Below are 13,795 nucleotides of genomic sequence, written 5' to 3' on the forward strand. Positions count from 1 at the left end.
TCGGCACATGTCCGACTCCCCGTCCCAGCCCGTGCCCGCGCCCACCGACGAGGTCGTCGAGATCTGCCGCCGCCTCATCCGGATCGACACGTCGAACTACGGCGACGGCTCCGGGCCGGGGGAGCGGGCGGCCGCCGAGTACGTCGCCGAGCTCCTCACCGAGGTCGGCTGGGAGCCCGAGCTCGTCGAGTCCGAGCCCGGCCGCGCGTCGGTCGTCCTGCGCATCGAGGGCACCGACCGCTCGCGACCCGCGCTCGTGCTCCACGGCCACACCGACGTCGTCCCGGCGCAGGCCGAGGACTGGCAGGTCGACCCGTTCGGCGGCGAGGTCCGCGACGGCATGATCTGGGGCCGCGGGGCCGTGGACATGAAGGACATGGACGCGATGATCCTCGCGGTCGTGCGCGACATGGCCCGCACGGGCTGGCGGCCGGCGCGCGACGTCGTCGTCGCGTTCTTCGCCGACGAGGAGGCGGGCGGCGCGAAGGGCGCCGGGTGGCTCGTGGACCACCGGCCCGACCTCTTCGAGGGCGCGACCGAGGCGATCAGCGAGGTCGGCGGCTACTCGGTGGAGATCGACGGGCGGCGCGTCTACCTCCTGCAGACCGCGGAGAAGGGGCTCGCCTGGCTCCGGCTGCTCGCCGACGGCACGGCGGGGCACGGCTCGCAGGTGAACACCGACAACGCGGTGACCCGCCTCGCCGGCGCGGTCGCCCGGATCGGCGCGCACTCCTGGCCGCTCCACCTCACCGGCACCGTGCGCCAGCTGCTCTCCGGCGTCGCGGACCTCACCGGCACGAGGTTCGACCCGCAGGACCCGGAGGGCATCGACCGCCTCGTGCGCGCCCTCGGCCCGGCGTCGAAGTTCGTCGGCGCGACCCTGCGCACGGGTGCCAACCCCACCCAGCTGAGCTCCGGGTACAAGGCGAACGTCATCCCCGGCAGCGCCGAGGCGGCCGTGGACGTGCGCTACCTGCCGGGGGAGGAGGAGAGCGTGCGCGCCACGCTCACCGAGCTCGCCGGCCCGGGTGTGCGCATCGAGGCCATCCACGCCGACGTCGCGCTCGAGGTTCCCTTCGAGGGGGACCTCGTCGACCGCATGGTCGAGGCGATCGACGGCGAGGACCCGGGTGCCGTCGTCCTGCCCTACATGCTCTCCGGCGGCACCGACAACAAGTCGCTCTCGCGGCTCGGCATCACCGGATACGGCTTCGCGCCGCTCCAGCTGCCGCCCACGCTCGACTTCGCCGGCATGTTCCACGGCGTCGACGAGCGGGTGCCGGTCGAGGCGCTGCGCTTCGGGGTGCGTGTGCTGGAGCGCCTGTTGCGCACCGCCTGAGCGGTCACAGGGTGCTGCGCACCCGGATGATCTTGCGGCGCAGCCACACCTTGCGGGAGCCGCCGATGTACAGGCGGGTACGGGCGAGCTCCCAGCGGCCGTACTCGGCCTGCTCGGTGAGGAGCTGGCGGACGTCGGCGCGGCTCGTCGAGGACGGGATGCTCAGCACCCGGAACTCGTACTGGGAGGCTCCGCGGACGCCGGGACGGGGAGGGTTCTCGGTGTACCAGACCATGTCGTGACCCATTGTCTCCCACAAGCCGGGGCGGTACCGCGCGGACTGTGTCATTCCTACCAGTCGCGATACCTTCTTCCCATGTCCAACGACCCGCGCGCCGCACTCGATCGCTTCATCTCCGCCCTTGAGACCCACTTCGAGATCGCGAGCAGCGTGCAGGACGCGGAGGCCGTCGCTGTCGAGGACGCCGCCGCCGCCGTCGAGGACGCGTTCTTCAGCTACGACGACGCCCTGTACACGACCTACCAGGTCGAGGTGCCGCTCGAGGCGTACGGGGACGACGACGAGGACGACCTCGACGACGAGGAGCTCGAGGACTTCGACCTCGACGACGAGGACGACGACGAGGACGACGAGGACGACGACGAGGACGAGGACGACGACGACGAGGAGTGATCCTCAGCCGGCGCTGACGTCGTCGAGCGCCCGGCGGATGGCCGGAGGCAGCTCGAGGTCGGTGGCCGACAGCGCCCCGCGCAGCTGTGCGGCGGTGCGTGCGCCGACGATCGCCGACGTGACGCCGGGGGCGTCGCGCACCCACGCGAGGGCCACCTCGAGGGGCGCGCGGTCCAGCCCGGCGGCCGCCGTGGCGACCGACTCGACGATCCCGCGCGAGCGCTCGGTGAGGTAGGGCTCGACGAAGCCCCGCAGGTGCGGGGAGGCGGCGCGGGAGTCGGCCGGCACCGTGCTGCGGTACTTGCCGGTGAGCACGCCACGTCCCAGCGGGGACCAGGCGAGCAGCCCGGTGCCGAGCGCGTCCGAGGCCGGCACGACCTCGTGCTCGACGGACCGCTCGAGGAGCGAGTACTCCACCTCGACGGCCGCGAGGCCGGTCGCGTCCTGTGCGAGCTGCGCGGCGGCGTAGCCCTGGTACCAGGCGGGGTGGTTCGACAGGCCGACGTACCGGGTGCGCCCGGTCGCGACGGCGTGGCGCAGCGCGGACAGCGTCTCCTCGACCGGGACGTGGGGGTCGGGCGCCTGGACCAGCCACAGGTCGAGGTGGTCGGTGCCGAGCGCGGCGAGGGACTCGTCGAGCGTGTCGAGCAGCGTCGAGCGGGAGGCGTCGAGGCGGCTGCCCGAGCGCCCGTGGCGCACGCCGGCCTTGGAGCGCAGGACGACGTCACGGCGGTCGACCTCGGCGAGCAGGCTGCCCAGGAGGCCCTCGGCCGCACCCTCGCCGTAGGAGGCGGCGGTGTCGATGAGGGTGCCGCCGGCGTCGAGGAACACCGAGAGCTGCTCGGCCGCCTCGTGCTCGTCGGTGTCCCGGCCCCACGTCATGGTGCCCAGGCCGACCGACGAGACGAGCAGCCCGCTGCGGCCCGCCCTGCGAAGTTCCATGGCCTCACGCTACCGGCGTGGGCGCGCCCCCGGGACAACGGGCCCGAACATAGAATGCTCGATCGTGACGTGGTGGGAAGCAATCGTGCTCGGCGTGGTCCAGGGACTCACGGAGTTCCTCCCGATCTCCTCCAGTGCGCACCTGCGCATCGTGGGGGAGCTGCTGCCTGGGGGAGGTGACCCCGGCGCGGCCTTCACCGCGATCACCCAGCTCGGCACGGAGACGGCCGTCCTGCTGTACTTCCGCAAGGACATCTGGCGGATCATCAAGGCATGGGTCGGCGCCCTGCCGGTGGGGCCCTGGCGCGGGACGGTGCCGCGCACCGACCCCGACGCGCGGATGGGCTGGTACATCATCATCGGCTCGGTGCCGATCGTCGTCCTCGGGCTCCTGTTCCAGGACGCGATCGAGACCTCGCTGCGCCACCTGTACATCACGGCGACGATGCTCGCGGTGTTCGCCGTGCTCCTCGGCCTGGCGGACCGCTTCGGGCGCAAGCGCAAGGAGCTGGGCGACCTCACGCTGCGCGACGGCCTGCTCTTCGGCCTCGCCCAGTCCCTTGCCCTGGTCCCGGGCGTCTCACGCTCTGGCGGGACGATCACCATGGGCCTGCTGCTCGGCTACACCCGGGAGGCGGCTGCCCGTTACTCCTTCCTCCTCGCGATCCCGGCGGTGTTCGGCTCCGGCTTCTACCAGCTCTTCACGGCCGACCCGACCCCGGACGCGCCAGGGGCGGGGGTGACGGCGATCGCCACGCTCGCCGCGTTCGGCGTCGGGTTCCTCGTCATCATCGCCTTCCTCAAGATCGTCTCGACGTACTCCTACATGCCGTTCGTCGTCTACCGGATCGTCCTGGCCGTCGTCGTCGTCGCGCTCGTCGTGTCGGGCGTGCTCGACCCGGTGAGTGGTGCCGCCGCGGCGTCGTCGTAGCCCGGGCGGGCGAGGGCCCCTCGCCAAAGGTTGAGGCTTCAAGTATGGTGGGGGCATGGAGCACCTCATCACCCAGCCCGGGACCGACGCCCGCGCCCTCGCCGACCGCGACCTCCTCACGGCGGGCACGCGGATGGGACCCGTGACGCTGCTCGTCGGCGACCTCGACCTGCTCACCACCTACTACGTCGAGGGCCTGGCGCTCACCGTGCTGTCCGCGCAGGGCGTCGAGACCGTCCTCGGGCGCGGGGACCAGCCGCTCGTCGTGCTCCGCCACGACCCGAGCCTGCCGCGCGGCTCGCGCCGCGACGCCGGCCTGTTCCACACCGCACTCCTCTTCGAGGACGCCGGCGCCCTGGCCGCGACCGTGGCCTCCCTCGCGCGTCTGGCCCCGCGCAGCTTCGTCGGCAGCGCCGACCACCTCGTCTCCGAGGCGTTCTACTTCACCGACCCCGAGGGCAACGGCATCGAGCTCTACCTCGACCGCCCCCGTGACCAGTGGCGCTGGGACGGCGGCCAGGTGGCGATGGACACGCTCGTCCTCGACCCCAACGAGTACCTCGGGACCCACCTCAGCGAGGAACGTCTCACCGGGGCGACGGGTGACGCGGCCGTCGTCGGGCACGTCCACCTGCAGGTCGGGGACACGGCGACGGCGCGCGACTTCTACGTCGCGACCCTCGGCTTCGAGGCCACCCTCGAGATCCCCGGCGCCCTGTTCGTCGCGGCGGGTGGCTACCACCACCACATGGCGATGAACACGTGGAACAGCGCGGGCGCCGGCCCGCGCGTGCCGGCCCTCGGCCTGGGCGTCGTCGACGTCGTCGCGCCCGAGGCCGACGATCTGGGCGCCCTCGCGGACCGCCTGCGCACGCGCGGCGTGGCCTTCGCCGACGACGGGCGCACGCTCGAGGTCGAGGACCCCTGGCGCAACAGGGTCCGCGTGCGCGTCGCTTGACGGTTAGGCTTCCGGACGTGCACTCCTGGTCTGCTCCCGACGTCCCAGTCCTCCCCGGCCGCGGCCAGGAGATCCGCCTCACCGAGTCGGGGACCGGTGAGCTCGTCGGGACGGCCGCCCAGGGCCTGGCGACGCTCTACGTCTGCGGCATCACGCCCTACGACTCCACCCACCTCGGGCACGCGAACACCTACCTCGGCTTCGACCTGCTCGTGCGGGCGTGGCGCGACGCCGGCCGCGAGGTGCGCTACGTGCAGAACGTCACCGACGTCGACGACCCGCTCCTCGAGCGCGCGGCGGACACCGGGGTCGACTGGCGCGACCTCGCCGCCGAGCAGACCCAGCTGTTCCGCGGTGACATGACCGCCCTGCGGGTGGTGCCCCCGGACCACTACGTCGGCGCCGTGGAGTCCATCCCGGTCGTCGTCGACGCCGTCGCGGCCCTCCTCGCCTCCGGCGCCGCGTACCGCATCACCGAGGCGGACGCCGGCGGGCACGGCGTCGGGGACGTCTACGCCGACGTCGCCGCCGACCACCTCTTCGCCACCGAGACCGGGCTGACCGCCGCACAGATGGCCGAGTTCTTCGCCGAGCGTGGCGGTGACCCGGACCGGCCGGGCAAGCGCCAGGCGCTCGACCCGCTGCTGTGGCGCACCGCCCGGCCGGGGGAGCCCTCGTGGGACGGCGGGACCCTGGGGCAGGGGCGGCCCGGCTGGCACATCGAGTGCGCGACGATCGCCTCGGAGTACCTCGGCCTGCCCGTCGAGGTCCAGGGCGGGGGCAGCGACCTCGTCTTCCCGCACCACGCGTGCAGCGAGTCCCACCTGCGCATGCTCACCGGACGCGAGCGTCCGGTCACCGTCCACGCGCACGGCGGCATGGTCGCCTACGCCGGGTCGAAGATGAGCAAGTCCCTGGGCAACCTCGTCCTCGTCTCCCAGCTCACCGCGTCCGGCGTCGACCCGATGGCGGTGCGCCTGGTCATGCTCGCCCACCACTACCGGGAGAACTGGGAGTACACCGGTGCCCAGCTGCGTACCGCGAGCGAGCGGCTGGCCCGCTGGCGGCGGGCGATGACGGCCGAGCACGGCCCGGACGCCACCGGGCTGCTCGAGGAGGTGCGCACCGCGCTCGCCCGCGACCTCGACGCCCCCGCCGCGCTCCACGCCGTCGACGCGTGGGTGGCCGCCGCCGAGCACGACGCCGGCACGGCGCGTGCCGACGCCGACCGCGGCCCTGCCCTCGCGGCCCGGACGGTCGACGCCCTCCTCGGGATCGCCGTCTGAGACGTGCTGCCGGTCGGCGTCGTCCTCGTCGGGCTGGGCTGCGCCCTGGCCGCTCGGCGGTGGCCACCCGTCCGTGACCGGCTGAGCCCGGCGGCCACCACCATCCTCGCCCTGCTCGGCGCGTGCCTTGCCGGGCTCGCGCTGCTCGACGCGGGGGCGGGGCCGTGGCTCACCCTCGCCGCCGCCGGTCTCGGGGCCGTGCTGCTCGTCGCCGGGGGCGCGGTGGTCAACGACCGGGTGCTGGGTCCGGTGCGTGCCCGCGCCGCGGAGCGGCCGGGCCTCGCCGACCGGGTGCAGGACTGGGCCGAGGGACGCGGGGACGTGGTCTCCGTCGCCGTCCGCGCAGCCCGCCGGGCGGCGGACGTGCGCGTCACCGGACTGGCCGCCGAGATGACCTACTACGCGCTCATCTCCCTCGTCCCGCTGCTCACAGCGCTCGGCGCCGGCCTCGGCTTCCTCGAGCGGTTCGCCGGGCCGGCGGTGGTCGCTCGCCTCGAGGACTCGCTCGTCGGGGCGGTGTCCACCGTCTTCGCCGAGCAGGTTGCCACCGACGTCCTCGCCCCGCTCATCGAGGGGCTGCTGCGCGAGGAGCGCACGGGGGTCGCCGTCGGCGGCCTGCTGCTCGCGCTGTGGTTGGCGAGCAGGATGTTCCGCGCCGCGATCCGGGCACTGGACGACGCCTATCGGGTGCCCGAGCGGCGCACCCTCCTCGCGCAGTACGCGCTCGGCATCGCCCTCGCGCTCGGCGCGGTCCTCACCCTCCTCCTCCTGCTCGCGCTCGTCGTCGTCGGCCCGCTCCTCGGGGACGGCCGTGAGCTCGCCGATCGCCTCGGGCTCGGCGTCATGTTCGAGGTCGCGTGGTCCGTGGCCCGGTGGCCGGTGCTCGCGGCCGTGACGACGGCCTACCTCGTCGTGCTCTACCGCTACGGCCCCAACGTCAGCACGACGTGGACCCGCTGCCTGCCCGGCGCCGTCGCCGGGACGGTGGGCGTCGTCGTCGTCGCCGTCGGGTTCGCCGGCTACCTCGCGCTGGCGGGGCCGTCACCGCCCGGCGCGCAGGGAGGCCAGGACGATGCCGTCACCGCCGCGGCCCAGACGATCGGACTCGTCCTCGCCGGGGTCGTGTGGCTGTGGTCGAGCAGCATCGTCGTGCTCGCCGGCGGGGTTCTCAACGCCGAGCTCGCGCGGGCGCGGGAGGGCCGCGCCACGGTCCTCTCCTAGCGTGCGCCGGGAGGCTGGGCGCCCCCGCCGTTGTCCCGGCGGCGCAGGTAGCGCTCGAACTCGCGGGCGATCGCCTCACCCGTGGCCTCGGGAAGCTCGGCGGTGTCCTTGGCCTCCTCGAGCTGCTGGACGTACTCGGCGACCTCCGGGTCCTGCTCGGCGAGCTCGTCCACCCCGGCCTGCCAGGCCCGGGCCTCCTCGACGAGCTCCCCGAGGGGCAGCGGCTCACCGACGAGCTCCTCCAGGCCGCCCAGCAGCGCGAGGCTGGCCTTGGGGGAGGGCGGCTGCGCGACGTAGTGCGGGACCGCTGCCCAGAGCGACATCGCGTGCATGCCGCGCTCCTGGGCGAGCTGGGCGAGGACGCCGACGATCCCCGACGGGCCCTCGTACTCCGAGCCCTCCACCCCGAGGAGCGCCTGGACCCCGGGGTCGTCGCTCGTCACCTGGCAGGGCACCGGGCGGGTGTGGGGCACGTCGGCGAGGAGCGCGCCGATGCCCACGACGCTGCCGACGTCCCACTGCTGGGCGACGTCGAGGATCTCGTCGCAGAAGTCGAGCCACCGGAACGAGGGCTCGATGCCCTGGACGAGCAGCACGGTGCGCCCGGCGACGGGGGAGCGGGTGACCGAGATCGTCGTCGTCGGCCACTTGAGGACGCGGGCGCCGTCCTCGTCGCGCATCGTCACCGGCCGGTTGACCTGGAAGTCGTGGAAGTCCTGGGGGTCCAGCTCGTGCACGCTCTGCGCGCCCCACGCCTCGGCGACGAGCTCGAGTGCCTGGCTCGCGGCGGACCCGGCGTCGTTCCAGCCCTCGAAGGCGGCGAGGAGGATGGCGGGGGTGCGCTCTGCGCCCTCGTCTGGCGCCGTGCTGGGGTCCTGCGCGTCGGTCATCCCCTCAGCCTATGCGTGTCTCGGCGCGCGAGGCGCGCGGCCCGGGGCGGTGGTCACTCGCGCAGCGCGCCCGCGAGCTCGCGGCGGCTGCGCACGCCGAGCTTGGTGAACACCCGCGAGAGGTGGCTGTCGACCGTCCGCACCGAGAGGGTGAACCGCTCGGCGATCGCCTTGCTGCTGAGCCCGCCGGCGGCGAGGCTCGCGATCTCCCGCTCGCGGCGGGTGAGGACGACGCGCAGCGAGCCCGTCGGCAGCCAGAGCCCTGCCTCGCCGAGGCGCCGCAGGGCCACCTCGGCGAGGTCGCGGTCGCCGTCGGCGACGGCGCGGGCGTGCGCGACGAGGGCCGCGGGCCGCGGTCCGGTGACCGTGGCACCGAGCTCGACGACCCGGTCGAGGACCCCCGGGGGAGGAGGCGAGTCCGGCTCGGCGACGACGGCGCGGTGGAGCGCCTCGAGCTCGGTGCGTGCCAGGGCCCGCTCGGCGCACCACGTGGCCAGCTCGAGGGCGTCCGGGCGGACGGGACGGTCCCCGACCCACGCCTGCGCGTCGAGGAGCAGCAGGCGGATCTCGGGCTCCACCGATGCCGAGATGCGCAGCGGCACGGCCAGCGCCCGCGTCATCGCCGCCCGGGCCGCGCGGAGGTCACCGGCGGCAGCGGCAGCGACCGCGGCGGCCGCGACGATGTAGCCGCTCGTGCCCACCGTGTCGCGGATCGAGTACCGGGCCGCGGCCATCCCCAGGTCCCGGTGCGCGTCGCTCCACTGGCCCCGGCTGCTGGCGAGCACGCCGCGCCCGGTCTGGGCGAGCGCCTCGCGCATCCAGTAGTCGGCTGCCTGCTCCGGGCCCCCCACCACGCGGGCGAGGGCGTCGACGTCGCCGGTCCACGCGAGTGCCATTCCCAGCGCGACGACGATGTCCTCCGACAGCCACGGCCGCTCCGGGTCGGGGTAGGTGACCGCCCGCTGGGCGTAGACCGTGCCGAGCCGGACGGCCTCCTCCAGGCGCCCCGTCTGGGCAAGACCGAGGACCACCGGGTTGGCCAGACGCAGGACGGTGACGTCGGTCGCGTCGGTCGTGTCGAGCAGCTCGAGCGACGCGTCGAGGCACTCGGCGAAGCGCCCGGCGTGGCCGAGGTGGGCGAGGCGGTCGATCTCCAGGACGCGCACGTGCTCGGGTGCGACGTCGGTGAGGTGGCGGCGCGCGTCCTCGAGGTCGGCCAGGGCCTGGTCGACGTCGTCCTCGTGGAACTGGTGGAGGTAGGCGAGCTGCTGGGACAGCCGCAGCCGCACGATCGGGGGCAGCGGGGTGCGGGTCGGGCCGGCCAGGAGCGCGGCAACCGCCGCGAGGTCCTCGTTCGCCTCCCCCGGCCGGTCGAGGTGGCGCCACGCCTCCCCGCGCAGGAGGAGGACGTCCGCCCGCTGCGGGTCGTCGGCGGCGACGAACTCGAGGGCGGCGGTGCCCACCCACACCGCGCTCTGCCAGCGCTGGGTGTCCAACGCGACCCGCATCGCGGCGAGCACCCGCGCCGGGGTCTCGCGCACCCCGCTCTCCAGCGCCCAGGTGACCATGCGCAGCGTGCCGAGCGGGCTGCCGGTGGTCGCGGCGGACAGCGGCAGCGCCGCCCGCACCCGCGCGTAGAGGCGGCGGCGGCGTCCGGGCGGGACGAGCTCACGGATCGCCTCGGCGTACATCGGGTGGCTCACCCGCGCGAGCAGTCCGGTCGCGCTGTCGAGCCCGTCGGTGACGACGAGTCCCTCGCGGACGAGGTCGTCGAGCACGCGCTCGGGCAGGAGGACGGCGAGGTACCGCACCGGCAGCTCGTCGGCGAGCGCGACGAGCTCCAGGCCCTCGCGGACAACGGGGTCCAGCCGGTCGAGCTCGGCGCGCATGACGTCGAGCACCCGCGGCCCGGGCGGAACGCCGGCGACGCCCACCCACGTGCCCTGGCTCTCCACCAGGGTGCCGGCGGCGAGCTCGGAGCGGACGAGCTCACGCAGGTGGAAGGCGTTGCCCTGGGTGCGGGCGACGATGCGCAGACAGGTGTCGGTGGTGAGCGGTCCGCCCAGCGCCGTCTCGAGGAGACGCTCGACCTGGCGGGCCGAGAAGGCAGGCACGTCGATGCGTTCGGCTGCGCCGTCCTTCCACAGCTCGAGCCAGGGGGAGCGGCTGGCGGCCGCGGTGCGCAGGGTCGCGACCATGGTGGCCCGGCCGTGGTGGACGAGGGCGCACAGGGCGTGCGCGGTGCCGCGGTCGAGCAGGTGGGCGTCCTCGACCCGCAGGAGCAGGGGGGCGACGTCACCCCGCGGGGTGTGCACGTCGAGCAGGCTCGCCGCGAGCGCCGGGTGCACCTGGTCGAGCGTGAGCTCGGGGGCCCTGCCGGAGACGGTGACGACGGGACGGTCGAGGCCGGCGAGCACGCCCGAGACGAGCTCGCTCTTGCCGACACCGGCGTCCCCGACGACGACGACGCTGCGCCCCGCGTCCAGGGCGTCGCGCAGCTCGGCGGTCTCGGCGCGGGGCAGGACCGGCCACGGAGGAAGCGTGGGCACGAGGACTCCACCTTTCGTCGGCGGGCCGGCGCGCCCCCGTTGGCTGGCGTGTGCGCGCCCGTGCACCGGCTCGTGACGGATCGTAACGCCTGCCGAGAGGCACACGATCAGCCCGACGGCACTTCGGGACAGGTTCGGTAGCGATTACCGATGCTGCTGCGGACCGGCGATTCCTAGGCTCGGCTGCGACCCCACCCGTCCCTCGCCGCGGAACGCCCCGCGGAGCAGACCCGCAGGAGAGCCAGTGCCCACCTACACCGCACCCGGCGTCTACGTCGAGGAGGTTCCTTCCTCGCAGAAGGTGCTGGCCTCGGCCCCGACAGCCGTCGCCGCCTTCGTCGGCTTCACCGAGCGCGCGCCGCTCGACGACGCGAACGACCCGGAGGGCCTGACGCCCCGGCTCGTCACGAGCTGGAGCCAGTACGAGGAGCTGTACGGCGGCTTCGTCGACGGCGCCATGCTGCCGCTGTCGGTGTTCGGCTTCTTCGCCAACGGCGGCACGATGGCCTACGTCGTGCGGGTCCCCAACAGCGCACCCTCGGGCGAGCCCGCCCGCTCCGCGCTGCCCGCCGCGGACCGCGCGCTCGGCCTGCCGGTCGCCGTCGAGAGCCTCGAGCCGGACGCCGACATCGAGATCGTCGTGCGCAACGAGGAGCCCGCCCCCGACGACGAGGGTCCGGCCCCGTTCACCATCACGATCGTCGAGGGCGGCGAGGCGGTCGAGTCCTTCCCGAACCTCACCCTCGGGGGTCCCCGCGACGCCGCGACGGTCATCAACAAGACCTCGACGAAGGTCAAGGTCGAGGTCACGCTCGACTCCGCCGTCGACACCTCCACCCAGCTCGAGCTCCTCAAGGCGGGCACGTTCTCCCTGGAGAAGGCCCCCACCAAGCCGGTCGCCGTCACCGGGCGCCGCTTCGCCGGCTCGGAGTCCAGCCGCTCGGGCATCAACGGTCTGGCGATCGCCGAGGACGTGACGATGGTCGTCGTCCCCGACCTCGTCACCGCGGCCACCCGCGAGGACGGCACGCTCGACCTGGGCCTGTGGCAGGCCGTGCAGACCACGCTCATCTCCCACTGCGAGCAGCACCCCAACCGCATGGCGATCCTCGACGCCCCTCCCGGGATGACGCCCCAGCAGGTGCGCGAGTGGCGCTCGGAGACGGCGATGTACGACTCGCAGTTCGCCACCCTGTACTACCCGTGGATCAAGGTCGAGAACCCCGCCGGCACCCAGGGCAACGCCGAGGTGCTCGTCCCGCCGTCGGGCCACGTGGCCGGCGTGTGGGCCCGCACCGACGACACCCGCGGCGTGTGGAAGGCCCCGGCCAACGACACGATCCGCGGCGTGCTCGACGTCGAGCGGCCGATCACGCAGAACGAGCAGGGCCTGCTCAACCCGGTCGGCATCAACTGCATCCGGCCCTTCGGCACCCGTGGCATCCGGGTCTGGGGCGGGCGCACGCTCTCCTCGGACACCGACTGGCAGTACATCAACGTCCGGCGCCTGTTCAACATGGTCGAGTCCACGATCATGGAGGGCACCCAGTGGGCGGTGTTCGAGCCCAACGACGTCACCCTGTGGGAGGGCGTCACCCGCACGCTCAGCGGCTACCTCCACGGCCTGTGGCAGGCCGGAGCGCTCTTCGGCTCCTCGGCGAGCCAGGCGTACTACGTCAAGTGCGACGAGACGACCAACCCGCCGGAGTCCATCGCCGCGGGCAGGCTCGTCGTCGAGGTCGGGCTGGCCCCGGTGAAGCCCGCCGAGTTCGTCGTGTTCCGCATCGCGCAGAACAAGCAGTCCGCATCCTGACCGACCGGCGGTCCCGGGATCCCCGGGACCGCCGCGGGCCCTTCGGGGCCCACACCCCCACACAACCTGAGGAGCACCAGTGGTCGACGGCCTGTTCACCAATGACCCGATCATCGCGCAGAACTTCTTCCTGGAGATCGACGGTGAGGTCATCTCCACGCTGACCTCCGTCTCCGGCCTCGACATCGAGGTCTCCGTCTCGACGTCCAAGGCGTCCGGCGCGGGCGGCCAGATCGAGGAGGTCAAGGGCCTGGGCAACACCGTCTCGTCCCCGGACCTCCAGCTCAGCCGCATCGCCCCGCTCGACTCCGGCAGCGACAAGCTGTGGACCTGGTTCAACGAGATCCGCGGGACCGGCCTCAGGGCCACCGACCGCACCGGCCAGCGCAAGAACGGCTCGATCGTCCTGTACGACGCCGCGCGCACCGAGGTCGCCCGCTTCAACTTCTTCAAGGCGTGGCCGAGCAAGATCTCCACCGACCAGCTGAGCGTCGACAGCACCGAGGCCGTCAAGGAGAACATCACGCTGGTCATCGAGCGCCTCGAGCGGGTCAAGTGAGCCTGCAGACCCGTTACGACTTCACCCTGCCGCGCGGGTACCTCGACGCGGCGGGGGTGCTCCACCGTGAGGGGACGATGCGGCTGGCGACGGCGCGCGACGAGCTCGAGCCGCTGCGCGACCCGACGGTCGATGGGCCGGACGACCCGCGTCTCACCGTCGTCGTCCTCGCCCGGGTGGTCGAGCGCCTCGGGACCCTCGAGCTCGTCACCACGCGGGAGATCGAGTCGCTGTTCGCCGCGGACCTCGCCTTCCTCCAGGACTTCTACGGGGTCATCAACTTCGGGTCCCAGGCGGAGTACGAGGAGCTGCTCGCAGCGCAGCGGGACGCCGCAGCGCCGGTGACCGCATCGCCCGCGCCGGTGCCGCAGCCGGAGCCGGAGCCGGAGCCGCCGGCTCCCGCTCCGGTCACCGCGGGTGCTCCCGCGACGTCGCCCCGGTTCTCCCGGTCGGCGATCGAGGAGATCCCCAGCGACGGGCGGTGACGCATGCTGCGCTACCCGCCGGAGGCCCTGTGGCAGGAGGTCGCCTACCTCGCCTACCACCTGCACTGGCCGCTGGACGACCTGCTCGACCTCGAGCACCTGGACCGTGTGCGCCTCATCCGCGCGGTCTCCGCACTGAACGAACGAGCCTGGGAGGCGGTGAACGAGAGTGGTCCCATCCGATAGGG

Annotated in this window: 14 protein-coding genes; 10 read left to right on the top strand and 4 right to left on the bottom strand. The window is 73.7% G+C overall.

Features of this window, described 5'->3' with window-relative positions; all coding sequences use genetic code 11:
* The first annotated feature begins 7 nt into the window (after positions 1–7).
* Positions 8–1,339, top strand: coding sequence for a M20/M25/M40 family metallo-hydrolase (locus FE251_RS06820; RefSeq protein ID WP_139948341.1), 1,332 nt, complete (start codon positions 8–10; stop codon positions 1,337–1,339).
* 4 nt (positions 1,340–1,343) lie between these two features.
* Here FE251_RS06820 and FE251_RS06825 read toward each other — a convergent pair whose 3' ends face one another.
* Positions 1,344–1,574 carry a DUF5703 family protein gene (locus tag FE251_RS06825; protein ID WP_139073246.1) on the bottom strand — a complete coding sequence of 77 codons (231 nt, stop codon included), beginning with the start codon at positions 1,572–1,574 and terminating at the stop codon, positions 1,344–1,346.
* An 81-nt stretch (positions 1,575–1,655) separates the two neighbouring features.
* On the opposite strand from FE251_RS06825, the gene FE251_RS06830 reads away from it, so the two are divergent.
* Positions 1,656–1,973, top strand: coding sequence for a DNA primase (locus tag FE251_RS06830; RefSeq protein WP_139073245.1), 318 nt, complete (start codon positions 1,656–1,658; stop codon positions 1,971–1,973).
* Positions 1,974–1,976: 3 nt separating this feature from the next.
* Here the strand turns inward: FE251_RS06830 and FE251_RS06835 are convergent, their stop codons facing one another.
* Positions 1,977–2,915 (bottom strand): aldo/keto reductase, encoded by a 939-nt coding sequence (locus FE251_RS06835; RefSeq protein WP_139948342.1) that lies wholly within the window; start codon positions 2,913–2,915, stop codon positions 1,977–1,979.
* A 64-nt stretch (positions 2,916–2,979) separates the two neighbouring features.
* Between FE251_RS06835 and FE251_RS06840 the strand changes: the two genes are divergently transcribed.
* The 4 genes from FE251_RS06840 to FE251_RS06855 are packed head-to-tail and all read left to right on the top strand — an operon-like array spanning position 2,980 to position 7,311.
* Positions 2,980–3,846, top strand: coding sequence for an undecaprenyl-diphosphate phosphatase (locus FE251_RS06840; protein ID WP_139073243.1), 867 nt, complete (start codon positions 2,980–2,982; stop codon positions 3,844–3,846).
* A gap of 55 nt (positions 3,847–3,901) precedes the next feature.
* On the top strand, positions 3,902–4,804 hold the full coding sequence (locus FE251_RS06845) for a VOC family protein (RefSeq protein ID WP_230976574.1): 903 nt from the start codon (positions 3,902–3,904) through the stop codon (positions 4,802–4,804).
* Positions 4,805–4,821: 17 nt separating this feature from the next.
* The gene (mshC, locus tag FE251_RS06850) at positions 4,822–6,090 is read left to right on the top strand and encodes a cysteine--1-D-myo-inosityl 2-amino-2-deoxy-alpha-D-glucopyranoside ligase (RefSeq protein ID WP_139073242.1); all 1,269 of its coding nucleotides are present in this window, start codon (positions 4,822–4,824) and stop codon (positions 6,088–6,090) included.
* A 3-nt stretch (positions 6,091–6,093) separates the two neighbouring features.
* Positions 6,094–7,311 (top strand): YihY/virulence factor BrkB family protein, encoded by a 1,218-nt coding sequence (locus FE251_RS06855; protein ID WP_139948343.1) that lies wholly within the window; start codon positions 6,094–6,096, stop codon positions 7,309–7,311.
* Here FE251_RS06855 and FE251_RS06860 read toward each other — a convergent pair.
* Both FE251_RS06860 and FE251_RS06865 read right to left on the bottom strand, forming a co-directional pair.
* The gene (locus FE251_RS06860) at positions 7,308–8,201 is read right to left on the bottom strand and encodes a PAC2 family protein (protein WP_139073240.1); all 894 of its coding nucleotides are present in this window, start codon (positions 8,199–8,201) and stop codon (positions 7,308–7,310) included. The two genes, FE251_RS06855 and FE251_RS06860, sit on opposite strands and share 4 nt — an antisense overlap.
* Before the next feature lie 53 nt (positions 8,202–8,254).
* Complete coding sequence (locus FE251_RS06865) at positions 8,255–10,750, bottom strand: helix-turn-helix transcriptional regulator (RefSeq protein WP_139073239.1); 2,496 nt, start codon at positions 10,748–10,750, stop codon at positions 8,255–8,257.
* 244 nt (positions 10,751–10,994) lie between these two features.
* On the opposite strand from FE251_RS06865, the gene FE251_RS06870 reads away from it, so the two are divergent.
* The 4 genes from FE251_RS06870 to FE251_RS06885 all read left to right on the top strand — a co-directional run bounded on the left by FE251_RS06870 (position 10,995) and on the right by FE251_RS06885 (position 13,793).
* Positions 10,995–12,563: a phage tail sheath family protein gene (locus FE251_RS06870; RefSeq protein ID WP_139948344.1), complete on the top strand. Its 1,569-nt coding sequence runs from the start codon at positions 10,995–10,997 to the stop codon at positions 12,561–12,563.
* 79 nt (positions 12,564–12,642) lie between these two features.
* Positions 12,643–13,122 carry a phage tail protein gene (locus FE251_RS06875; protein WP_139073238.1) on the top strand — a complete coding sequence of 160 codons (480 nt, stop codon included), beginning with the start codon at positions 12,643–12,645 and terminating at the stop codon, positions 13,120–13,122.
* Entirely contained in the window at positions 13,119–13,607 is a 489-nt protein-coding gene (locus FE251_RS06880) for a hypothetical protein (protein ID WP_139073237.1), read from the top strand. The genes FE251_RS06875 and FE251_RS06880 overlap by 4 nt, the downstream gene beginning before the upstream one ends.
* Positions 13,608–13,610: 3 nt before the next feature.
* Positions 13,611–13,793 (top strand): DUF6760 family protein, encoded by a 183-nt coding sequence (locus FE251_RS06885; protein ID WP_139073236.1) that lies wholly within the window; start codon positions 13,611–13,613, stop codon positions 13,791–13,793.
* The last annotated feature ends 2 nt before the right edge of the window (positions 13,794–13,795 follow it).

This window comes from Georgenia wutianyii (genome assembly GCF_006349365.1).
Lineage (GTDB): Bacteria > Actinomycetota > Actinomycetes > Actinomycetales > Actinomycetaceae > Oceanitalea > Oceanitalea wutianyii.